The following is a 21,897-nucleotide window of genomic DNA, read 5'->3' as shown; positions in this document are numbered from 1 at the left end:
CCCTGGGCGGCGGCCCGCGCGGCCCGCTCGCGACGCGCCCTGCGCTCGGCGCGCCGCGGCACGCCCCAGTCGGGGGTGACCGGCACCCGGTCGTTCTGGCTGAACTCCAGAACCGGGTAGCCCAGTTCGAGGACCTGCGCGACGATCCGGGCGCTCTCGCCGACGCTCATGCTGGGCAGGACCTCGGGCAGCCGGCGCGCCAGCTCCTCGGCGCCGGGGAAGTCGGTGTGCAGGGCGAAGGCGGGCGCGATCCGCTCGAACGCGCCCCCGCCCTCGTGCCCGGGATCCTGACGCAGCCCGTCCATGTCGGCGGCGAGCACCAGCAGCCGCTCCCGCCCCGGCCCCACGAGCGGATACGCCCACCACAGGACGTCCACCCGGTCCCGTCCGGGCGCGGTGAGCCGGGCGCGCCCGGCGGCCGGGTAGGACAGCCGCCCGTCGAGGGAGGACTCCAGCCCGGGTCCGAGCCCGTCGTAGCCGGCGTACGACCGGTAGGGGGCGTCGTCGGCCTCGTCGGGCAGGGCGCCGGAGACGGGCAGCAGATCGGCGGCCGGCCGCCCGATCGCCTCCTCCTTGGCGGTGCCGAACATCCGCCGCGCGCCCCTGCTCCAGTGCGACACCAGGCCGTCGTCGTCGACCACGACCACGGCCAGCGGGACACGGCCGGCCGCGGCGTCCGCCGCCACCGTGCCGCTCCCGGCTCCGCGACCGGGAGGTACGTCCCTTTCAGTGCCACGGTCCATGGCACAGGCCCCTCTCCCCACGGCTCCGCAAGATCTGTTCCCCCCGGAACACCACGGTACGGCGGCAGCCTGTCACGATGTGCGGCAATACGGGAATTGGATTCAGCGGGAGCGCACCGGCGCGCGGGTGTGCGCCCCCTGTCGGCGGCTCAGTCCTCGTGCCCCAGCTGAAGATCGCGTTCCGTACGTCCTCCGCCCGCGACCTGCAGCACCGTGGCGACGGGCGGGTAGCCGGCCGCGATCACGGTGTACTCGCCGGAGGACAGGTCGACGAACCGGAACGTTCCGTCGGGTCCGGTGGTGAGCGTGTCCACCACGTTGCCCGCGGCATCGAGGAGCGTCACGCGCGCGTCCTCGACGGGCCGCCCGCCCCCGGCCCGTACCGTCCCGCGCAGCACGGCGCCGCCCGCGAGTTCGACGTCCTGGCGGGTCTCCCGCGAGGCCTGCACGGTGACGGGGAGCGCGGCCGGCCGGAAGGCGGGGGCGCTCGCGGCCAGGGTGTACTCCCCGGCGACCAGTTCGGTGATGGCGTAGCCGCCCTCGCGCCCGCTGCGGGTGCTGGCGACGACCTCACCGTGCACATTGGTCAGTGTGACGGTGGCGTCCCGCACGGGGCTGCCGTCGGCGGTGCACACGGTGCCCGCGAGCCGTCCGGCGCCGCCGAGGACGACGTCGAGCTCGACGGGCCGCTCGCCGACGGTCACGGAGACCGCCTGCGGCTGGTGTCCGCCGGCCGCGGCGATCAGGACGTACGACCCGGCGCCCGGCGTGGACAGCGCGTACCGCCCGTCGTCGCCGCTCGCGCCCCGGCCGATCTGCTGTCCGCCGACGTCGATCAGGGTGAGCGCCGCGCGGGGCACGACGGTCCCGTCGGGGTGCTGCACGGTGCCGCAGACGGGCACTCCGGCGACGTAGGGCGAACGGGCCCGCGGCACGGTGGCGGCCGGCGGCGCGGTTTCCGGGTCGGTGACGTGGGTGTTGTGGGACACCAGGGGTTTCTCCTTGAGGAAGAAGGCGATGATCAGGCCGAGGACGAGCACCGGCACCAGGTAGAGGAAGATCCGTGGCATGGCGTCGGCGTACGCGCGCACGTAGGCGTCGCGCAGGACCGGCGGCAGTGCGTGCACGCCCTGCGGGGTGATCGACTCGGGGTCGGGCAGGGCACCGCCCGCGTGCGCGGGGACGCGGTGGCGCAGGGCGTCGGTGAGCCGGTCGGCGAACAGGGTGCCGAAGACGGCGGCGCCGACGCTGCCGCCGATCTGCCGGAAGTAGTTGTTGGCGCTGGTCGCCGTGCCGAGGTCGGCGGGGCGCACGGAGTTCTGCACGGCGAGCACCAGGACGGGCATCACCAGGCCGATGCCCGCGCCGAGCACGGCCATCCAGAGGCTGTAGTGCAGCCGGGGCGTGTCGGCCTCGAGGCGGGACAGCAGCCACATGCCGACGGCGGACAGGGCGGTGCCGAGGACGGGGTGGACCTTGTAGCGGCCGGTGTGGCTGATGAGCTGCCCGGAGACGATCGACGCCACCACGATGCCGCCCATCATGGGCAGCATCAGCAGCCCGGACTCGGTGGCCGAGGCGCCGTCGACCATCTGCAGGAAGGTGGGCAGATAACTGGCGGCGCCGAACAGCGCGACACCGACGACGAGCCCGACCAGACCGGTGACGTTGAACACGGAGTCGCGGAACAGCCGCAGCGGGATGAGGGGTTCGGCGGCGAAGCGCTCGGTGAGGAGGAAGAGGACGCCCGCCGCGACGGCGCCCGCGCCGAGCCCCAGGACGACGTGCGAGTCCCAGGCGTACGTGGTGCCGCCCCAGCTGGTCAGCAGCACCAGGCAGGTGGAGGCGGCGGCGAGCAGCAGCGTGCCCAGCACGTCGAAGCGGGCCTTGACCCGGGGCTTGGGCAGTTTCAGCACGACGGCGACCACGGCCAGGGTGACCAGGCCGAAGGGCACGTTGATGTAGAAGCACCACCGCCAGGACAGGTGGTCGGTGAAGTAGCCGCCGAGCAGCGGTCCGGCGACGGAGGCGAGGCCGAAGGCGGCGCCGATGAGCCCCATGAACCGGCCGCGCTGCCGGGGCGGCACGATGTCCGCGATGATGGCCTGCACGCCGATCATGAGTCCGCCCGCGCCGACGCCCTGCACGGCGCGGAAGGCGATCAGCTGGTCCATGGTCTGCGCCCGTCCGGCGAGCGCGGAGCCGACGACGAAGACGACGATGGCGAACTGGAAGACGCCCTTGCGGCCCAGCAGGTCGCCGAGCTTGCCGTAGACGGGCAGTCCGACGGTGGCGGTCAGCAGGTAGGCGGTGATCGCCCAGGACATCCGGTCCAGGCCGTGCAGCTCGCCGACGATCCTGGGGAGCGCGGTGGCGACGATCATCTGCTCCAGGGCGGCGAGGAGCAGCGCGAGCATCAGCCCGCCGAAGACCAGCCGCACCCGGCGCGGACCGAGCCGAGGAGGGGCGGGGACGGCGGACGCGGCGGGGATCCTCGGGGGCGCCACCGCGACCGGCTCGTCCTGCACCAGGGTGATCCCGCCCACGTACCGCTCCCCTCGTCGTGTCTGCCGCACGATTCCCGCACATTCCCTGCGGAAATCGACAACATCGACAACTACGAGCAAGCACGGCGAGTTACGGCATACCGCCACTCCGTGGGGGGAACCACTCGAACCGGTGAGGGGTCAACAGAGCCCGCACTCCGGGGAGTTGCTCGCGGGAGCCTACTTCTCGACCTCGGTGGCGAGCTTGGCGAGCATGGCGTCGTAGATCCGGCCGAGGCCCTTGGGGGCGAACGTCTTCTCGAAGAAACCGCCGATGCCGCCGGCGCCCTTCCAGGTGGTGGTGACGACGACCCGGGACCTGCCCTCGCCGGCCGGGGTGACGCGCCAGGTGGTGACCATGGAGGAGTTGCGGTCCTTCTCGACGAGCTCGCCGTCGCTCGGCTCGCTGACCTCCATCAGACAGTCACGGACCCGCTTGCTGGTGGCCTGGAGCTTCCAGTGGACGAGGGTGCCCTCGCCGTCCCCGCCCTCGCGCACCTCGTACTCGCTGAAGTGCTCGGGCAGCAGCTTCGGGCGGGTGCCGCGGTAGTCGGCGACCGCGTCGAACACCTTCTCCGCGTCGGCGGCGACGACCCGCTCCGTAGTGGCCTCGACCTGCGCCATGACTTCCTCCAGGACATCCGTTCTCGGGCTTGGAGCAAGCCAATCACCCTGCTGCCCGGACCCCAAATCGAGACTCGGCAAGTGATCGGACCCGGCACCGCGGACGATCGGGAACGACGCTCGTACGGTCACCCGCACGATCAAGGGAACAAAGGTTCCATTCTTGGGCCCGGTGCCACCGAGGAGGCGTGCTGCGACGCGCCGGGACGACTGTGAGACTCATGGGGCGCCGTCCGGGCCGACGCCACGCTGTTCGGCGCGGACACGATGACGACCCGCGGCATCGGAAGGGGGAGGGCCGGACTGTCCGGCCCTCCCCCTTGTCCGTACCGGGAATTACTCGGTGACCTCATGGTCGTGGCCCTCGCGCAGGCCACCGCCGCTGCCCGCCGAACCCTTGGTGTCCTGCGGCGCCACCGGCTTGCTCAGGAGGCTGGTGTCCCAGGCGTACTGGCCCACCGCGTTGGCGATGACGTCGACGTTGATGTCGAGCGCCTTCATGCTGATGTTCTTCAGGTCGTCGCACGCGGCGTGGTAGCAGGCGTCGTACGCGACACCGGCCTCACCGCCGTACACCTTTGCCTGCTCGGCCGTCTTGACGCCCTCGGCGCCGGTGAAGGTGCCGCCCGAGGGGATGCCCACCTCGATGAACGGCCCGTAGTCCGACCGGCCGGTGAAGTCGGTGCCCTCGTGCGGGATGCCCCGGCTGTCCAGGAAGTCGGTGATCTGCCGCTCCAGCTGCGCCGAGCCCTCCGGGCCGGGGCCGGCGCCGACCTGGTCGGAGTCGTCGCCGTCGTAGACGAACTGGACGTAGTTCGGCGAGGCGATCATGTCGAAGTTCAGGTACAGCTTGACCTTCGCGAGGTCCGCCGCCGAGAGGCTGTTGACGTACGCCTCCGAGCCCAGCAGGCCGAACTCCTCGGCCGACCACCAGGCGAAGCGCACCTTGTTCTTGGTCTTCTCGTGGGCGAGGTTCAGGGCCACGTCGAGGATGCCGGCGGAGCCTGAGCCGTTGTCGTTGATGCCCGGGCCCTCCGCCACCGAGTCCAAGTGGGCCCCGAACATCACCACGTTGCCGGCGTTGCCGCCCTTGGTCTCGGCGATCACGTTGTAGGTGCGCCGGGTCTCCGAGAAGGTGCGGATCTCCAGGTTGACGGTCACCTCACCGGCGGCGGCCTTGGCCGCGAGCGCCTCGCCGTCCGCCTGCGTGACGCCGCCGGCCGGGATCCTGGCGACGGACGGGTCTCCCAGGGTGCCGTTGAGCGCGCCCTCGGTGTTGTTGTAGATGATCGCCCCGACCGCGCCCGCACCGGCGGCGGCCTCCTGCTTCTCCGCGAAGGTGCAGCCGCCGCGCTGGATCAGCGCGATCTTGCCGGTGAACGTCCCGGAGGCGTAGTCCTCCGGCTCGCAGCCGGTGGTGGCGTCGACCGGCACCACCGCGACCGGGGCGGTGATGCCGCCGACCGGGCTGTTGGCGGAGTACGTCATGGCGATCACCGGGACGTCCTGCTGCTGCGGCGACACCACCCGCAGGTTCTCCGCCAGCGTCTGGGTGAACGGGAAGTCGAACTCGTTCCGGGTCACCGAGTACCCGGCCTTCCGCAGCAGGCCTTCGACGTACTCGGCCGACTGCCGGTGCCCCTTCGACCCGGCCACCCGGGTGTTCCCGTTCTTGTCGGCGATCCGCTGAAACTGTCTCAGATGCTCGTAGGCATCCTTGGCGGTGCTCTTCTTGACGAGTTTCCTTGCGAGCTTGGCAGCCTCCTTGGCAGGGTCGCTGTGGGCGGAGGCGGTGCCCGATCCGATCAGCAGCAGGGGCGCTATGAGCCCCGCCACGGAGACGGCGGCTACCGTGGTACGGCGGTTACGAGCGTTCAAAACGCTTCCTTCCGGCGGTCCATGAGGAACAGGCGTAATGGCCGAAAACAGGCCGAACGACGTACGGCGGTGCTCCGGGGCAGGCAGGAACAACCGGATCGCTCCGCCCTCCTGCCACCGGCAAGGAGAAAGGTATCTGCTCAGTAAACGCTTGGTAATGGGTTGACAGGAATCTTCGGCGTCGGCGCCGCCCGTGCGCGGGTGCCGAGCGCACCGACCGGCCGCTGCCCCACCGAAGTTGACCGAAAGCCACCGGCACTGACCGGAGTCCGGGGCAGGTCGGAGGTGAATGCCGGCCCCGGTCCGGAGCGACCGGGTGTCGCGGCTCCCGACGCTCCGTCAGGGGCGGGGCTGTGGGCACTGCACCCCGCGTATGCGGCCCGGGTGCCGTGCGAGACACTGGAGATCCGTCCGGGGCGAGCACAAGGGCCGTCCGGAACTCCTCGCACTGATAAGCGAGTTCGTCGGTCAGCGTCCTGCGGATCCGACAGCCGCGCCGGGTCGTTGATGCGGTCCGGCTTGGCCGCGTCGCCGAGGCCGGGCCGGTGGGCATGTATGAGCGTGGCCAAGGATGTGGACGTGACCTGGGCGCGCGCCCCGCACCTCCCGGCCCCTGCGACTGGATCCCCGCGAGTGGTTCATGGCCCGGCCCGGGCAGCACCACCCACGCCTGGTGCGCCGCTGCGAGCGGCTGTACGCCGAGCGTGCCTCCGCCCCGAAGCGGCACCAGCGCCGGATCACCCGTCAGGCGCACGTCTCGACAAAGGAGTACGGCATCGGCTCCACGCGCGCGGGGATGCCGCGCCGCGTCCGGTCGCCCGAGCCGGCGCCGCCCCAGATGTCCGAACCGACCCAACTTACGCTCGCTTGAGATCGTTCGAGCGCATCACGCGGCCCGATCGGGTCAAGGTTTGGCAGAACGCGTTCTTCCGGGGGTGCTTTCCGGGACGATGCGGCGAGGATCGCGAGACCCGCGGTCCGCAGCCTCTCCGTCCTGGGAGGACGTATGAGAAGAAGCGCTGCCGTGCTGTGCGGTGCCGCCGTCGTCATGGCCGGGTCCCTCACGGCCGTCCCCGCCGAGGCGAGCACGCCGCACCCCGCAGCCGCCGCGAAGGCCGTCAAGGTCACGTGGAAGAAGTGCGGCACCAAGGACTACCCGACGCTCCAGTGCGGGTCGGTGAAGGTGCCGCTCGACTACAGGAACCCGTCCGGGAAGAAGATCACTCTGGCGCTGTCCCGCGTCCCGCACACCGCGAAGACGTACCAGGGCCCCCTGCTGGTCAACCCCGGCGGCCCCGGCGGCAGCGGCCTGACGCTCGCCGGCTTCGTCGCCTCCTCGCTGCCCAAGTCGGTCGCGGCCCAGTACGACGTCATCGGCTTCGACCCGCGCGGGGTGGGCAGGAGTTCCCCCGCGCTGGACTGCAAGCCGGGCTACTTCAATCCGGTGCGCCCCGACTCGGTGCTGAGCACCTCCGCGACCGAGAAGGCCAACCTCGCGCGCGCGAAGGCCTTCGCCGCCGCCTGCGGCAAGAAGTACGCGGGCGTGCTGCCGCACATCAACACGGTCGACGCGGCGACCGACCTGGACGCGATCCGGCAGGCCCTCGGCGCGAAGAAGATCAATTACTTCGGTTACTCCTACGGCACCTACCTCGGCGCGGTGTACGCCAAGCTCCACCCGGAGCGGGTGCGCCGGCTCGTCCTGGACTCGATCGTGGACCCGACCGGCGTCTGGTACGACGGCAACATCCAGCAGGACCACGCCTTCGAGGGCCGCCAGCACGCCTTCATGGCGTGGATCGCCAAGCACCACTCGACGTACCGGCTGGGCACCGACCCGGCCAGGATCGCGGCCAAGTGGTACGCGATGCGGGCCGCGCTCGCCAAGAAGCCCGCGGGCGGCAAGGTCGGCGCCTCCGAGCTGGAGGACATCTTCGTCCCCGGCGGCTACTACAACGGCTACTGGCCTCACCTCGCCCAGGCGTTCGCGGCGTACGTGAACGACAAGAAGACCGGACCGCTCATCGAGGCGTACGACAACTTCGCCGCCGTGGACGCCTCCGGCGACAACGGTTACAGCGTCTACGCCGCGGTGCAGTGCCGTGACGCCGCCTGGCCGCGCGACTGGCGGCAGTGGCGCAAGGACAACTGGGCCGTGCACGCCAAGGCGCCGTTCATGACCTGGAACAACGCCTGGTACAACGCGCCCTGCGCCTTCTGGCCGGTGCCCTCGCAGCGCCCGGTGAACGTCGCCAACGGCAAGCTGCCGCCGGCGCTGCTGTTCCAGGCGACCGACGACGCGGCCACCCCGTACCCGGGCGGCGTCATGGTGCACCGTCTGCTGCGGAACTCCAGCCTGGTCGTCGAGCAGGGCGGCGGCAACCACGGCGTCACGCTGAGCGGGAACGCCTGCCTGGACAAGCACCTGGCCACGTACCTGACCAACGGCAAGGTGCCGCGCGGGCACGGCGTCGCGGACGCGGTGTGCCAGAAGCTGCCCGACCCCAAGCCGCTGAGCACGAAGGCGTCCGCCCTGGCGGCCACGTCCGCCCCCGGCACCGCACGCGGCACGACGCTGCACGACTTCGTCCGCTTCCGCGGCTGAGTCGTCCCGTGGGGGCGGGCGTTGTCAGTCCCATGGCCCACCATGAACACATGAGTGAGCCGACCAGGATTCCCGCCCCCGCCGGGGTCGCCCCCGCCGCGCAGTACGCCCACGTCGTCATGGGCACCGGCCGCTTCGTCGCGGTCTCCGGCCAGCTCCCCCTGGACGAGGACGGCAAGCTCGTCGGCGAGGGCGACCCGGCCGCGCAGGCGCGTCAGGTCTTCGAGAACCTGCGCCGCTGCCTGGCCGCGGCGGGGGCGACTTTCGAGGATGTCGTCAAACTCACCTACTTCGTCACGGACATGGCCCACCTCCCGGCCGTCCGCGCGGCCCGCGCCACCCACATACCCGACGACCGCCTGCCCGCCTCCTCGGCCGTCCAGGTCTCCGCCCTGGTCCGCCCGGAGTTCCTGGTGGAGATCGAGGCGTTCGCGGTGGTGTCCGAGTGACGAGCCTCAGCATCCGGCGGATGACGCTCGCCGACTGCGACCGGGTCTCCGAGATCCGGGTCGGGGGCTGGCGGAGCGCCTACCGGGGTCTCGTTCCGCAGTCGTACCTCGACGCCCTCAGCGTGGAGCAGGACGCCGAGCGCCGTCGCGCGCGCCTCGCGCAGCACGGCGGCGGCGTGGTGAACCTGGTCGCCGAGCAGGAAGGCGAGATCGTCGGCTGGGCGTGCCACGGACCGTACCGGGACGGAGAAGTCCGCACCGGGGACGCCGAGTTGTACGCAATCTATGTGGACCCGGCGCGCTGCGGCGGCGGCATCGGGAGGGCGCTGCTCGCTCAGGCGGTGCGGCAGTGTGCTGCCGCCGGGCACGTGCGCATGTTCCTGTGGGTGCTCAAGGAGAACGCCCGCGCCCGGCGTTTCTACGAGCGGGCGGGTTTCCGCGCGGACGGCGCCGAGGAGCCCTTCGAGGTGGACGGGATCGCCGTGCCCGAGGTGCGGTACGCCAGGTGCCTGCCGGGCCCGCCGGTCACCGTTGCCCCGGGATCCGCGTCAGCGCCCGTGCCGCCGCCTCCGCCAGGGGCGGGTGGGCCAGGGCCTCGGTGAGGACCGGGCGGGCTCGGGGGTCGGCGAGAGCGGCCAGGCCCTCGATGCAGGCGAGGGCCACGCGGCGGTAGGGGTCGTGGGGGCGGAGGCGGCGTTCCAGGGTGGTGATCAGGGCGGGGGCGGACTCGGGAGCGCGGAGTTCCACCAGGAGCCGTACCGGGTGCAGGGCGTAGGCGACGCGGAGTTCGTTGGTGGCCAGGGCCGCCGCCGCGCGGGCGGTACGGGGGTCGCCGAGGCGGGCCAGGGCGTGGGCGGCACAGGCGCAGCGCTGTGGGTCGCGGTGGTTCAGGAGCAGGACCAGCGACTCGAAGGCCCGCCGGTCGCCGGCCAGGCCGAGCCGGAACGCGGCCAGCTCCCTGGCCCACAGCGGCTGCCCGGGGGCCGTGAGGACCTCGGCCAGCTCGTCCGTGTCCCGGGTGGCGGCCAGGTGCTCGTACGCCGCCGACCCGCCCGACTCCTGTCGTAAGCGCTCCGTGAGGGAGCGTGACTCCTCGTCCACGATGCCAGCCTAGGGGCGTGGCCGTCCGGACGGGACCTACATCACAAACCCGAGGGGGTGGCGCGCTCGTTACCCGCGAGTTAATCTCAGACGAGCGAGTCACCCACTCGCATCACCTCGCAGTGGCCTGGTGACGCAGCCACCGTGAGTGTTGTCGGTTCGGTACATCAGGTACCGCAGTACGACTCGGCTTCGGGACAGAGCCGGTCGGTCTTCGCCGTTCGCCGGGCGCGCAGGCGCCCGTGGCGATCGGCACCGGGCGTGTGCGCCTGCAGCCCGGCAACACCCGCACTCATATCCCTCCGCACCCGGTGCGCCCGTCGGCGTACCGGGGCGCGCTCCCAGTCGTCACCCTCACTTCTGGAGTCCCGAGATGGCCACTCCCTTCTCCGACACCTCTCTGTCCCCGCTGAAGACGATCGCCGTCGTCGGCCTCGGCACCATGGGCACCGGTATCACCGAGGTCCTCGCCCGGTCCGGCCGCGAGGTCGTCGGCATCGACATCAGCGAGGCCGCGGCCGCCAGGTCCGTCGCCGCCCTGGAGTCCTCCACCGCCCGTGCCGTGGAGCGCGGGCGCCTGACCGGGCAGGAGCGCGCGGACCTTCTCGCCCGGGTGCGCACCTCCACCGATCTGGCCGCCGCGGCCGACGCCGACCTGGTCATCGAGGTGGCGCCGGAGTCGTACGAGATCAAGCAGCAGATCTTCCGGGAGCTGGACCGCGTCGTCCGCCCGGAGGCCATCCTGGCCACCGGCACCAACGCGCTGTCGGTGACGCGCCTGGCCGCCGACTCGGCCCGCCCCGAGCGCGTCCTGGGCATGCACTTCTTCAACCCGGCGCCGGCCATGAAGCTGGTCGAGGTGGTCTCCTCGGTGCTGACCGCCCCGCAGGCCGTCGCCGCCGTCACCGACCTGGCCCTGGAGCTCGGCAAGGAGCCCGTCGCGGTCGGCGACCGGCCCGGTTTCGTCGCCGACGGGCTGCTGTTCGGCTACCTCAACCAGGCCGCCGCGATGTACGAGGCGAAGTACGCCTCCCGCGAGGACATCGACGCCGCGATGCGGCTCGGCTGCGGCCTGCCGATGGGCCCGCTGGCGCTGCTCGACCTGATCGGCATCGACACCGCGCGCACGGTCCTGGAGGCCATGTACGCCGAGTCGCACGACCGGCTGCACGCCCCCGCGCCGATCCTCAAGCAGCTCAGCGAGGCCGGCCTGACCGGCCGCAAGGCGGGCCGCGGCTTCTACACCTACGAGGCCCCGGGCAGTGGCACCGTCGTGCGGGACGCCCTGACCCCGCTGGACGGGGACACCCTCGCCCCCGGCCGCCCGGTCCGCTCCGTGGGCGTCGCCGGCTCGGGCACCATGGCCTCCGGCATCGCCGAGGTGTTCGCCAAGGCCGGGTACGAGGTCGTGCTCGCCGCCCGCAGCGAGGAGAAGGCGCAGGCCGCCAAGGCCCGCATCGGCAAGTCGCTTTCGCGCTCCATCGACAAGGGGCGGCTGACCGCCGAGGCCGCCGCGCGGACCCTGGACCGGATCAGGGCGACCGGCTCCTACGACGACTTCGCCGACGTGGACCTGGCCGTGGAGGCGGTCGCCGAGGAACTGTCGGTCAAGCAGCAGCTGTTCGCGACGCTGGACAAGGTCTGCAAGCCGGGCGCGGTGCTGGCCACCACCACCTCCTCGCTCCCCGTGGTCGCCTGTGCCCGTGCCACCTCGCGCCCGCAGGACGTGATCGGCATGCACTTCTTCAACCCGGCGCCGGCCATGAAGCTGGTCGAGGTCGTCCGTACGGTGCTGACCGCGGACGACGTCCACGCGACGGTCCACGAGGTCTGCGTCAAGATCAAGAAGCATGCCGTGGACTGCGGGGACCGGGCCGGCTTCATCGTCAACGCCCTGCTGTTCCCGTACCTCAACAACGCGATCAAGATGGTGCAGGAGCACTACGCGTCCCTGGACGACATCGACGCGGCGATGAAGCTCGGCGGCGGCTATCCGATGGGCCCCTTCGAGCTGCTGGATGTCGTCGGCCTGGACGTCTCCCTGGCCATCGAGAAGGTGCTGCACCGAGAGTTCCGCGACCCGGGCCTGGCCCCGGCTCCGCTCCTGGAGCACCTGGTGGCCGCGGGCTGCCTCGGCCGCAAGACGGGCCGCGGCTTCCGCGAACATGCCCGCCGCTGAGCGTCCAGGTGACTGGTTCCGGGACGGGCGGGAATGGGGCGGTCTGCTGGACCCGGCAGCCGCTCCCCCGCCCGCCGGGGACGGCGGAAACCGGGGGCAGGCGCACCATCACGCTGCACGAATGCAGTACGTTCGGGTCATGCCCCAGCCCGCCAAGTCCTCACGTACACCAGCCACGCCCGACGCGCCGGAGAGCGTCGCGGGCTCCCGCGCGGCCGTCCAACGGCTCAAAATGCGCCGGGAGCTGGCGGCCGCCGCGATGGAGCTGTTCGCGACCAAGGGGTACGAGGCGACCACGGTCGACGAGATCGCCGCGGCGGCCGGGGTCGCCCGCCGCACCTTCTTCCGCCACTTCCGCTCCAAGGAAGAGGCGATCTTCCCCGACCACGACGACACCCTGATCCGCGCCGAGGCGGTCCTCAACGCCGCGCCCGCGCACGAGCACCCGCTCGACACGGTGTGCCGGGGCATCAAGGAAGTCATGAAGATGTACGCGGCGCAGCCGGACATCTCGGTCGCCCGCTACAGGCTGACCCGCGAGGTCCCCACGCTGCGCGAGGCGGAGATCGCCTCGGTGGCCCGCTACGAGCGGCTGTTCACGCGCTATCTGCTGGGCCACTTCGACGAGCGCGCGCACGCCGACGACGCCAACGACGACCCGCTGCTCGCGGAGGTCGCCGCCTCGGCCGTGGTCACCGCGCACAACCATGTGCTGCGGCGCTGGCTGCGGGCGGACGGCCAGGGGGACGTGGAGGCGCAGCTGGACCATGCCTTCGCGATCGTCCGCAGGACCTTCGGCAGCGGGATCGGGGCCGGCCGTTCCGCGGCGTCGTCGGCGCCTCCCGACGGTCCCTCCGCGGCGGTGGCCCGGCAGGGCGAGGTCCTGGTGACGGTCGCCCGCACCGATGCCCCGCTGGCGGAGGTCATGCGGACCATCGAGGAGGCTCTGAAGGGCCGCTGAGACCTTTTCGCCGCGCTGCGTGCGCTGCGCCTGCTGTGTGATCACGGCCACCCCACGGGGTGGCCGTTTTTGCATGTCAGAGTCCCTTTTCACCCGCCCTTGAAGGCCGATTCGATCGATCATCGCTCATTTGATACGTAAAGTTTTCGCCTGAGCGAAAGTTCTGGCACTCGGTGCCTTGCGAGGTGACACGCGGTGTCATACGTTGAAGGTGTCCGGGCGGCCGGCGTGCAGGACCGTACGCACGCCGGCTGTCCCAGCAAGCCAGGCCCGGCCTGCCCGCCCGGACGCCTGCGTCACAGGCAACCTCCCGCGCCACAAAGCGCTGTCGAAGCTCCACCCGCCGAACCGACGGCACCCCCTCACCCGACCCTCAGCAGCACCGACGTAACCCTCAGCGCCCCTCCCTCGGGGCGCTCATCGCCGGAGGCAACACCGTGACCGTGAAGGACATCCTGGACGCGATCCAGTCCCCCGACTCCACCTCGGAGGACTTCGCCGCTCTGCCGCTCCCCGAGTCGTACCGCGCGATCACCGTGCACAAGGACGAGACGGAGATGTTCGCGGGGCTCGAGACCCGCGACAAGGACCCGCGCAAGTCGATCCACCTCGACGACGTTCCGCTGCCCGAACTCGGCCCGGGTGAGGCCCTGGTGGCCGTCATGGCCTCCTCGGTCAACTACAACTCGGTGTGGACCTCGATCTTCGAGCCGCTGCCGACGTTCGGCTTCCTGGAGCGCTACGGCAAGCTCTCCGAGCTCACCAAGCGGCACGACCTGCCGTACCACATCATCGGCTCCGACCTCGCGGGCGTCGTCCTGCGCACCGGCCCCGGCGTCAACGCCTGGAACCCCGGCGACGAGGTCGTCGCGCACTGCCTGTCCGTCGAGCTGGAGTCGTCCGACGGACACAACGACACGATGCTCGACCCGGAGCAGCGCATCTGGGGCTTCGAGACCAACTTCGGCGGTCTGGCCGAGATAGCACTCGTCAAGTCCAACCAGCTGATGCCGAAGCCCGGCCACCTCAGCTGGGAGGAGGCCGCGGCCCCGGGCCTGGTCAACTCCACCGCCTACCGGCAGCTGGTCTCCCGCAACGGCGCCGGCATGAAGCAGGGCGACAACGTGCTCATCTGGGGCGCGAGCGGCGGCCTCGGCAGTTACGCCACCCAGTTCGCCCTCGCCGGCGGCGCCACGCCCATCTGCGTCGTCTCCAGCGACCAGAAGGCGGACATCTGCCGGTCGATGGGCGCCGAGGCGATCATCGACCGCACCGCCGAGGACTACAAGTTCTGGAAGGACGAGCACACCCAGGACCCCAAGGAGTGGAAGCGCTTCGGCAAGCGCATCCGTGAGCTCACCGGCGGCGAGGACGTCGACATCGTCTTCGAGCACCCCGGCCGCGAGACCTTCGGCGCCTCCGTCTACGTCACCCGCAAGGGCGGCACCATCGTCACCTGCGCCTCCACCTCGGGCTACACCCACGAATACGACAACCGATACCTGTGGATGTCCCTGAAGCGGATCATCGGCTCGCACTTCGCCAACTACCGCGAGGCCTGGGAGGCCAACCGGCTCATCGCCAAGGGCAAGATCCACCCGACGCTGTCCAGGGTCTACTCCCTCCAGGACACCGGGCAGGCGGCGTACGACGTGCACCGCAACCTGCACCAGGGCAAGGTCGGTGTGCTGTGCCTGGCCCCCGAGGAAGGCCTGGGCGTGCGCGACCAGGAGATGCGCGCCCGGCACATCGACGCCATCAACCGCTTCCGGAACGTCTGAGAGGCGCACATGAGCGAGCGTCAGCCCGCCGCGGAAAGGCGGGAGAAGGACCGGCCGTGGCTCATGCGGACCTACGCCGGTCACTCCACGGCCGAGGCGTCCAACGAGCTGTACCGGCGCAACCTCGCCAAGGGCCAGACGGGTCTGTCGGTGGCCTTCGACCTGCCGACGCAGACCGGCTACGACCCCGACCACATCCTCGCCCGCGGCGAGGTCGGCCGGGTCGGCGTGCCGGTCACGCACCTGGGTGACATGCGCCGGCTGTTCCAGGACATCCCGCTGGAGCAGATGAACACCTCGATGACGATCAACGCCACGGCCATGTGGCTGCTGGCGCTCTACCAGGTCGTCGCCGAGGAGCAGGGCGCGGACATCACCAGACTCCAGGGCACGACCCAGAACGACATCGTCAAGGAGTACCTGTCCCGCGGCACGCACGTCTTCCCGCCGGGGCCGTCGCTCCGCCTGACGACGGACATGATCGCGTACACGGTCTCCCACATCCCCAAGTGGAACCCGATCAACATCTGCAGCTACCACCTGCAGGAGGCGGGCGCCACTCCGGTGCAGGAGATCGCGTACGCGATGTCCACCGCGATCGCCGTCCTCGACGCCGTGCGCGACTCCGGCCAGGTGCCGCAGGAGCGCATGGGCGACGTGGTGGGCCGGATCTCCTTCTTCGTGAACGCGGGCGTCCGCTTCGTCGAGGAGATGTGCAAGATGCGCGCCTTCGGCCGCGTCTGGGACCGGATCACGCGTGAGCGGTACGGCATCGAGAACCCCAAGCACCGCCGCTTCCGCTACGGCGTCCAGGTCAACTCCCTCGGCCTGACCGAGGCCCAGCCGGAGAACAACGTCCAGCGGATCGTCCTGGAGATGCTGGCCGTCACCCTCTCCAAGGACGCACGCGCGCGTGCCGTGCAGCTGCCGGCCTGGAACGAGGCCCTCGGCCTGCCCCGGCCCTGGGACCAGCAGTGGTCGCTGCGCATCCAGCAGGTGCTGGCGTACGAGTCCGACCTGCTGGAGTACGACGACATCTTCGAGGGCTCGAAGGTGATCGAGGCGAAGGTGGACGAGCTGGTCGAGGCGGTCCTCGCCGAGATCGACCACATCCAGGAGCTGGGCGGCGCGCTGGCCGCCGTGGAGTCCGGCTACCTGAAGTCGCAGCTGGTCGCCTCGCACGCCGAGCGCCGGGCCCGGATCGAGTCCGGCCAGGAGAAGATCGTCGGCGTCAACATATTCGAGGGCACCGAGCCGAACCCGCTCACCGCCGACCTGGACACCGCGATCCAGACGGTCGACCCGGCGGTCGAGGCCCGCGTCGTCGCCTCGCTGCGGAACTGGCGCGACACGCGGTACCAGCCGCCCTTCAACCACCCGCGCCCGTGCAAGGCGCTGGAGCGGCTGAAGGAGGCCGCCAAGGGCACCGAGAACCTCATGGAGGCCACCCTGGAGTGCGCCCGCGCGGGTGTCACGACCGGCGAGTGGGCCGGGGCGCTGCGCGAGGTGTTCGGCGAGTTCCGGGCGCCGACCGGCGTGTCGTCCGCGCCGGTCGCCGTGACCGCCGAGGCGGGCTCGGCCCTGTCCGAGGTGCGCCGCAAGGTGGACGCGACGGCCCGGGACCTGGGCGTGGGCAAGCTGCGCTTCCTGGTCGGCAAGCCCGGCCTGGACGGTCACTCCAACGGCGCCGAGCAGATCGCCGTACGGGCCCGCGACGCCGGGTTCGAGGTGGTCTACCAGGGCATCCGGCTCACCCCCGAGCAGATCGTGGACGCGGCCCTCGCCGAGGACGTGCACGCGGTCGGCCTGTCCATCCTCTCCGGCTCGCACGCCGAGCTGGTGCCGGACGTGCTCCGGCGGCTGCGGCAGGCCGGCGCGGCCGACATCCCGGTGATCGCCGGCGGGATCATCCCGAGCGGTGACGCCGAACAGCTCAGGGCCGCGGGAGTGGCCGCGGTCTTCACCCCGAAGGACTTCGACATCACCGGGATCATCGGCCGTATCGTCGACGAGATCCGCAACGCGAACAAGCTCGACCCCCTGGAGGTCCCCGCATGACAGTCAACCGTCTGCGTCCCCGCCGTTCCTGCCTGGCGGTGCCCGGAAGCAACCCCCGCTTCCTGGAGAAGGCGCAGGGCCTCCCCGCCGACCAGGTCTTCCTCGACCTGGAGGACGCGTGCGCGCCGCTGGCCAAGCCCGAGGCGCGGCACACCATCGTCAAGTTCCTCAACGAGGGCGACTGGACGGGCAAGACCAGAGTGGTCCGCGTCAACGACTGGACGACCGAGTGGACGTACCGGGACGTCGTGACGGTCGTCGAAGGCGCCGGCCCGAACCTGGACTGCATCATGCTGCCGAAGGTGCAGGACGCCCAGCAGGTCGTCGCCCTCGACCTCCTCCTGACCCAGATCGAGAAGACCATGGGCTTCGAGGTCGGCCGGATCGGCATCGAGGCGCAGATCGAGAACGCCCAGGGCCTGAACAACGTCAACGAGATCGCGCAGGCCTCCCCGCGCATCGAGACGATCATCTTCGGCCCGGCCGACTTCATGGCGTCGATCAACATGAAGTCGCTGGTCGTGGGCGAGCAGCCGCCCGGCTACCCGGCGGACGCCTACCACTACATCCTGATGAAGATCCTGATGGCCGCCCGCGCCAACGACCTCCAGGCGATCGACGGCCCCTACCTGCAGATCCGCAACGTCGACGGCTTCCGCGAGGTGGCCGGCCGCGCCGCCGCGCTCGGCTTCGACGGCAAGTGGGTGCTGCACCCCGGCCAGGTGGAGGCCGCCAACGAGGTCTTCTCGCCCTCCCAGGAGGACTACGACCACGCCGAGCTGATCCTGGACGCGTACGAGTACTGCACGTCCGAGGCGGGCGGCAAGAAGGGATCGGCGATGCTCGGCGACGAGATGATCGACGAGGCCAGTCGCAAGATGGCGCTGGTCATCGCGGGCAAGGGCCGCGCGGCCGGCATGCGGCGCACCAGCAAGTTCGAGATTCCCACCGACTAGAAGGGCCCTGAGCGGCATGCAGTTCGGACGCACCTACGAGGAGTTCGAGGTCGGGGCGGTGTACAAGCACTGGCCGGGCAAGACGGTCACGGAGTACGACGACCACCTGTTCTGCCTCCTCACGATGAACCACCACCCGCTCCACATGGACGCCAACTACGCGGAGAAGACGACGGACTTCGGCAAGAACGTCGTCGTCGGGAACTACATCTACTCCCTCCTGCTCGGCATGTCCGTCCCGGACGTCTCCGGCAAGGCGATCGCCAACCTGGAGATCGAGTCGCTCAGGCACGTGGCGCCGACCTTCCACGGCGACACGATCTACGGCGAGACGACGGTGCTGGACAAGTGGCCGTCGAAGTCGAAGGACGACCGCGGGATCGTCCACGTCGAGACCCGGGGCTACAAGCAGGACGGCACGCTGGTGTGCACCTTCCGCCGCAAGGTGATGGTGCCGACCGAGACGTACATCAAGGAGCGCGGCGGCGAGCAGCCCGGCCGCCCGCCCGTCTCCCACCACCACCCTCAAACGACGCCCCTGCGGGGCGGCACCCCTGGATCCGAACCCAAGGCGCAGGAGAAGTAGTCATGGCGCGACTCGCCCAGACCGCCGGTCTGACCGACGTCCAGCAGGAGATCGTCTCCACCGTCCGGGACTTCGTCGACAAGGAGATCCTCCCGGTCGCCACCGAGCTGGAGCACCTCGACGAGTACCCGCAGCAGATCGTGGACGGCCTGAAGGAGCTGGGCCTGTTCGGTCTGATGATCCCCGAGGAGTACGGGGGCCTGGGCGAGTCGCTGCTGACGTACGCGCTGTGCGTGGAGGAGATCGCCCGCGGCTGGATGTCGGTGTCCGGCATCATCAACACGCACTTCATCGTCGCGTACATGCTCAAGCAGCACGGCACGCAGGAGCAGAAGGACCACTTCCTGCCGAAGATGGCGCTCGGTGACGTCCGGGGCGCGTTCTCGATGTCCGAGCCGGCCCTGGGCTCGGACGTCTCGGCGATCACGTCGAAGGCGGTGAGGGACGGCGACGAGTACGTCCTGACCGGCCAGAAGATGTGGCTGACCAACGGCGGCACATCCTCGCTCGTCGCGGTCCTGGTCCGCAGTGACGAGGGTCACCCGGAGGGCACCGCGCCCCACAAGTCGATGACGACCTTCCTGGTGGAGAAGGAGCCCGGCTTCGGCGAGGTCCGCCCGGGTCTCACCATCCCCGGCAAGATCGACAAGATGGGCTACAAGGGCGTCGACACCACCGAGCTGATCATGGACGGGCTGCGCGTACCGGCCGACCGGGTGCTCGGCGGCGTCACCGGCCGCGGCTTCTACCAGATGATGGACGGCGTCGAGGTCGGCCGTGTGAACGTCGCCGCCCGCGGCTGCGGCGTCGCCCAGCGCGCCTTCGAGCTGGGCGTCCGGTACGCCCAGCAGCGCCACACCTTCGGCAAGCCGATCGCCCAGCACCAGGCCATCCAGTTCAAGCTGGCGGAGATGGCCACCAAGGTCGAGGCGGCGCATGCGATGATGGTGAACGCCGCGCGCAAGAAGGACTCCGGTCAGCGCAACGACCTCGAGGCCGGCATGGCGAAGTACCTGGCCTCCGAGTACTGCAAGGAGGTCGTGGAGGACGCCTTCCGCATCCATGGCGGCTACGGCTTCTCCAAGGAGTACGAGATCGAGCGCCTCTACCGCGAGGCCCCGATGCTGCTCATCGGTGAAGGTACCGCCGAGATCCAGAAAATGATCATCGGCCGCCGACTGCTCGAAGAGTACCGCTTCCAGGGCTGAACGTCCGCGTACGGGGTGTTTTCTTCGAGAAGAAGATCACACCCCGTCAGCGGTCTTCGGCCGCCGACTCGTCAGCTCGGCTTACCCAGTTACGGCGCTTAGCCGCTACGATCGCCGGAAAGCCGCCGTCCCCCGTCGAAAGCGCGGCATCATCCGCTACGAAGGTCATCCATGCCCCACAGCCAAACCTCTGTACCCAGCGGCCGGATCCGCCTCGCCCGCGGAGCGTCGCCGTGGCTTCTTCCGACCGTCGCGACCGCAGCCGTCAGCCTGGTCCGTGCCCGCCGCTCGGGTGCCGCCAAGGCCGTAGCCGTCCCCGCCACCGCACTCGCGGCGGGGATGCTGTGGTTCTTCCGCGACCCCGAGCGCGAGATCACCCAGGGCCGGGTCATCTCGCCCGCCGACGGTGTGGTGCAGAGCATCATGCCGTGGAAGGACGGCCGCACCCGTGTCGCGATCTTCATGAGCCCGCTGAACGTCCACGTCAACCGTGCCCCGCTCGCCGGCACGGTCACGTCGGTCGAGCACGTCCCCGGCGGGTTCGTTCCGGCGTTCAACAAGGAGAGCGAGAACAACGAGCGGGTCGTCTGGCACTTCGACACCGAGCTCGGCGACATCGAGATGATCCAGATCGCCGGCGCGGTGGCCCGCCGCATCGTTCCGTACATCCCGTCGGGCACGAAGGTCGAGCAGGGTGACCGGATCGGTCTGATCCGCTTCGGCTCGCGCGTCGACCTGTACCTGCCCAAGGGCGTGGAGGTCGCGGTCGAAGTCGGCCAGAAGACCGTGGCTGGGGTGACTCGCATTGACCGTGATTGATCCCGAGACCCAGGCGGGCTGGGTGCCCGAGGCCGACGCCGTGGACGAAGAGGAGGAGATGCCCCTCTCGCTGCGCCTGTCGATAGCCGACACCCTCACCCTGGGCAACGCCACGTGCGGCTTCATGGCGGTGTACTTCACCACCACCGGCATCCTGATCCCGCACCTGACCGGCATCGACGACTCGGCGGGCATGGCCCGGCACAGCGCCGCCACGGCGGTCATCCTGATGCTGTGCGCGGCGGTCTTCGACCTGTTCGACGGCCTGGTCGCGAGGAAGCTGCGCTCCTCCCCCATGGGCGCGGAGCTGGACAACCTCTCCGACCTGATCAGCTTCGGCCTGGCCCCGGCGTACTTCGTCCTCGTCTACGGCATGGTCGCGGACGACGCCCACCAGAGAGTGGCGGCACTGGGCGCGATCGTGGTGCTGCTGGCGGTGGTGCTACGGCTCGCGCGCTTCTCGTGCGTGACGCTGAAGGACGGCATGTTCCAGGGCATGCCCTCGCCCTTCGGCGCGCTGACGGTGGTCTCGATCGTCCTGCTGGAGCTGCCCTTCGTGGCGACGCTGCTGGCGATCCTGGGCACGGCGTGGCTGATGGTGAGCCGGGTGGAGTACCCGAAGCCGCGGGGCCGCCTCGCGGTCGCGATGCTCTCCTGGATCGTCCTGTCCATGGGACTCCTGGCAGCCTGGGCCTTCGACGCCCCGAGCGGCCAGCTCCTCCTCCAGACCGGCTGCGCCCTGCAGCTGGTCATGAGCGCGGTGATCCCCCTGTTCGCCACGGCCCGCCGGGTGAACAACTTCCGCGACAACCGCCGCGAGGCGCGGGCGGCGCAGCTGCCGTAGCGCTCCGCTGGGTTCTGCGACGGGAAGGGCCCCCGAACCGCTTCACGGTTCGGGGGCCCTTCGTCATGAGGACGGGAGTCGTCAGCAGTCCGTCCCGGGCAGGCCCCAGGCCCCCGGCAGCCACCGGACGGCCCGGCCCCGAGGTCCACGACGAGCGGGGAGACCGAGGGCACGTCGGGTCCTGAGTCCGAGCCCTGGCAGCCGGGGACGGGGGCGGAGCCCCCTCCTGGGTGAGGAGGCGGAGCCTCCCCCAAGGTGCGGAGGGGGAGCCTCCCCCGGCGCGGAGAGGGGCCTCCCCCGGCGCGGAGAGGGGCCTCCCCCCGGGGGTGAGGAGGGGGAACCCCGGGGGTGCAGGGGGCGGGAGCCCCCGCCGGGGCCGGGGGCGGAGCCCCGGGGACGGTCACTTTCTGCCTCACCGAGACGGGTGGGCGGGTGGGAAACAGGGGTGCAGGGGGCGCAGCCCCCGCCGGGGTCCAGGGGCGGAGCCCCAGGGACGGTCACCTTCCGACCCACCGAGACGAGCGGACGGGCGGGAGCCCCCGGGTGCAGGGGGCGGGAG

Annotated in this window: 17 protein-coding genes and 1 pseudogene; 13 read left to right on the top strand and 5 right to left on the bottom strand. The window is 70.8% G+C overall.

The annotated features are described in order from the left end of the window. The 4 genes from DEP02_RS32490 to DEP02_RS32475 all read right to left on the bottom strand — a co-directional run. A partial coding sequence (locus tag DEP02_RS32490; RefSeq protein ID WP_117434542.1) for a PAS domain-containing protein occupies positions 1 to 743 on the bottom strand: 743 nt, incomplete at its 3' end. Positions 744 to 892: 149 nt separating this feature from the next. Then, the gene (locus DEP02_RS32485) at positions 893 to 3,289 is read right to left on the bottom strand and encodes an MFS transporter (protein ID WP_112471256.1); all 2,397 of its coding nucleotides are present in this window, start codon (positions 3,287 to 3,289) and stop codon (positions 893 to 895) included. Between the two features lie 180 nt (positions 3,290 to 3,469). Further along, entirely contained in the window at positions 3,470 to 3,913 is a 444-nt protein-coding gene (locus DEP02_RS32480; RefSeq protein ID WP_112471255.1) for an SRPBCC family protein, read from the bottom strand. Positions 3,914 to 4,249: 336 nt separating this feature from the next. Continuing rightward, complete coding sequence (locus tag DEP02_RS32475) at positions 4,250 to 5,791, bottom strand: M28 family metallopeptidase (protein WP_112471254.1); 1,542 nt, start codon at positions 5,789 to 5,791, stop codon at positions 4,250 to 4,252. A gap of 613 nt (positions 5,792 to 6,404) precedes the next feature. Here DEP02_RS32475 and DEP02_RS35205 point away from each other — a divergent pair. From DEP02_RS35205 to DEP02_RS32455, 4 genes and pseudogenes are all read left to right on the top strand, one after another. Then, a pseudogene (locus DEP02_RS35205) lies at positions 6,405 to 6,662 on the top strand (Rv2578c family radical SAM protein); the annotation flags it as partial. A 135-nt stretch (positions 6,663 to 6,797) separates the two neighbouring features. Then, positions 6,798 to 8,396: an alpha/beta hydrolase gene (locus tag DEP02_RS32465; RefSeq protein ID WP_112471253.1), complete on the top strand. Its 1,599-nt coding sequence runs from the start codon at positions 6,798 to 6,800 to the stop codon at positions 8,394 to 8,396. A gap of 50 nt (positions 8,397 to 8,446) precedes the next feature. Next, positions 8,447 to 8,845 (top strand): RidA family protein, encoded by a 399-nt coding sequence (locus DEP02_RS32460; RefSeq protein WP_112471252.1) that lies wholly within the window; start codon positions 8,447 to 8,449, stop codon positions 8,843 to 8,845. A gap of 20 nt (positions 8,846 to 8,865) precedes the next feature. Continuing rightward, on the top strand, positions 8,866 to 9,447 hold the full coding sequence (locus DEP02_RS32455) for a GNAT family N-acetyltransferase (RefSeq protein WP_112471258.1): 582 nt from the start codon (positions 8,866 to 8,868) through the stop codon (positions 9,445 to 9,447). Here the strand turns inward: DEP02_RS32455 and DEP02_RS32450 are convergent. Then, positions 9,371 to 9,946, bottom strand: coding sequence for an adenylosuccinate lyase (locus DEP02_RS32450; RefSeq protein ID WP_112471251.1), 576 nt, complete (start codon positions 9,944 to 9,946; stop codon positions 9,371 to 9,373). The genes DEP02_RS32455 and DEP02_RS32450 overlap by 77 nt on opposite strands. Before the next feature lie 373 nt (positions 9,947 to 10,319). Here DEP02_RS32450 and DEP02_RS32445 point away from each other — a divergent pair, with 373 nt between their 5' ends. From DEP02_RS32445 to pssA, 9 genes are all read left to right on the top strand, one after another. Beyond that, positions 10,320 to 12,125 carry a 3-hydroxyacyl-CoA dehydrogenase family protein gene (locus DEP02_RS32445; RefSeq protein ID WP_112471250.1) on the top strand — a complete coding sequence of 602 codons (1,806 nt, stop codon included), beginning with the start codon at positions 10,320 to 10,322 and terminating at the stop codon, positions 12,123 to 12,125. 139 nt (positions 12,126 to 12,264) lie between these two features. Next, entirely contained in the window at positions 12,265 to 13,086 is an 822-nt protein-coding gene (locus DEP02_RS32440) for a TetR family transcriptional regulator (RefSeq protein ID WP_232839381.1), read from the top strand. Positions 13,087 to 13,529: 443 nt separating this feature from the next. Continuing rightward, positions 13,530 to 14,867, top strand: a complete 1,338-nt coding sequence (ccrA, locus tag DEP02_RS32435; protein ID WP_198668700.1) for a crotonyl-CoA carboxylase/reductase — start codon at positions 13,530 to 13,532, stop codon at positions 14,865 to 14,867. 9 nt (positions 14,868 to 14,876) lie between these two features. Continuing rightward, the gene (locus DEP02_RS32430) at positions 14,877 to 16,925 is read left to right on the top strand and encodes a protein meaA (protein ID WP_112471247.1); all 2,049 of its coding nucleotides are present in this window, start codon (positions 14,877 to 14,879) and stop codon (positions 16,923 to 16,925) included. Beyond that, positions 16,922 to 17,881, top strand: a complete 960-nt coding sequence (locus DEP02_RS32425; RefSeq protein WP_112471246.1) for an HpcH/HpaI aldolase/citrate lyase family protein — start codon at positions 16,922 to 16,924, stop codon at positions 17,879 to 17,881. Before DEP02_RS32430 ends, DEP02_RS32425 begins: the two co-directional genes overlap by 4 nt. A 16-nt stretch (positions 17,882 to 17,897) precedes the next feature. After that, positions 17,898 to 18,467, top strand: a complete 570-nt coding sequence (locus DEP02_RS32420) for a MaoC family dehydratase (RefSeq protein ID WP_112471245.1) — start codon at positions 17,898 to 17,900, stop codon at positions 18,465 to 18,467. Between the two features lie 2 nt (positions 18,468 to 18,469). Then, positions 18,470 to 19,675, top strand: coding sequence for an acyl-CoA dehydrogenase family protein (locus DEP02_RS32415; protein WP_112471244.1), 1,206 nt, complete (start codon positions 18,470 to 18,472; stop codon positions 19,673 to 19,675). Positions 19,676 to 19,846: 171 nt separating this feature from the next. Further along, the gene (locus DEP02_RS32410; protein WP_112471243.1) at positions 19,847 to 20,494 is read left to right on the top strand and encodes a phosphatidylserine decarboxylase; all 648 of its coding nucleotides are present in this window, start codon (positions 19,847 to 19,849) and stop codon (positions 20,492 to 20,494) included. 22 nt (positions 20,495 to 20,516) lie between these two features. Continuing rightward, complete coding sequence (pssA, locus tag DEP02_RS32405) at positions 20,517 to 21,338, top strand: CDP-diacylglycerol--serine O-phosphatidyltransferase (protein ID WP_112471257.1); 822 nt, start codon at positions 20,517 to 20,519, stop codon at positions 21,336 to 21,338. The last annotated feature ends 559 nt before the right edge of the window (positions 21,339 to 21,897 follow it).

Source organism: Streptomyces triticisoli (genome assembly GCF_003270085.1).
Lineage (GTDB): Bacteria > Actinomycetota > Actinomycetes > Streptomycetales > Streptomycetaceae > Streptomyces > Streptomyces triticisoli.
The sequence above is the reverse complement of the archived record's forward strand: the minus strand, read 5'-3'. Positions and strand labels throughout refer to the sequence as shown.

Bases quoted from the DNA above. Each gene is read 5' to 3' on its own strand.
- DEP02_RS32445 (WP_112471250.1), top strand. From the start codon at position 10,320: ATGGCCACTCCCTTCTCCGACACCTCTCTGTCCCCGCTGAAGACGATC.
- DEP02_RS32480 (WP_112471255.1), bottom strand. From the start codon at position 3,913: ATGGCGCAGGTCGAGGCCACTACGGAGCGGGTCGTCGCCGCCGACGCG.
- DEP02_RS32425 (WP_112471246.1), top strand. From the start codon at position 16,922: ATGACAGTCAACCGTCTGCGTCCCCGCCGTTCCTGCCTGGCGGTGCCC.
- DEP02_RS32440 (WP_232839381.1), top strand. From the start codon at position 12,265: ATGCCCCAGCCCGCCAAGTCCTCACGTACACCAGCCACGCCCGACGCG.
- DEP02_RS32455 (WP_112471258.1), top strand. From the start codon at position 8,866: ATGACGCTCGCCGACTGCGACCGGGTCTCCGAGATCCGGGTCGGGGGC.
- DEP02_RS32410 (WP_112471243.1), top strand. From the start codon at position 19,847: ATGCCCCACAGCCAAACCTCTGTACCCAGCGGCCGGATCCGCCTCGCC.
- DEP02_RS32420 (WP_112471245.1), top strand. From the start codon at position 17,898: ATGCAGTTCGGACGCACCTACGAGGAGTTCGAGGTCGGGGCGGTGTAC.
- DEP02_RS32430 (WP_112471247.1), top strand. From the start codon at position 14,877: ATGAGCGAGCGTCAGCCCGCCGCGGAAAGGCGGGAGAAGGACCGGCCG.
- DEP02_RS32465 (WP_112471253.1), top strand. From the start codon at position 6,798: ATGAGAAGAAGCGCTGCCGTGCTGTGCGGTGCCGCCGTCGTCATGGCC.
- DEP02_RS32415 (WP_112471244.1), top strand. From the start codon at position 18,470: ATGGCGCGACTCGCCCAGACCGCCGGTCTGACCGACGTCCAGCAGGAG.
- DEP02_RS32460 (WP_112471252.1), top strand. From the start codon at position 8,447: ATGAGTGAGCCGACCAGGATTCCCGCCCCCGCCGGGGTCGCCCCCGCC.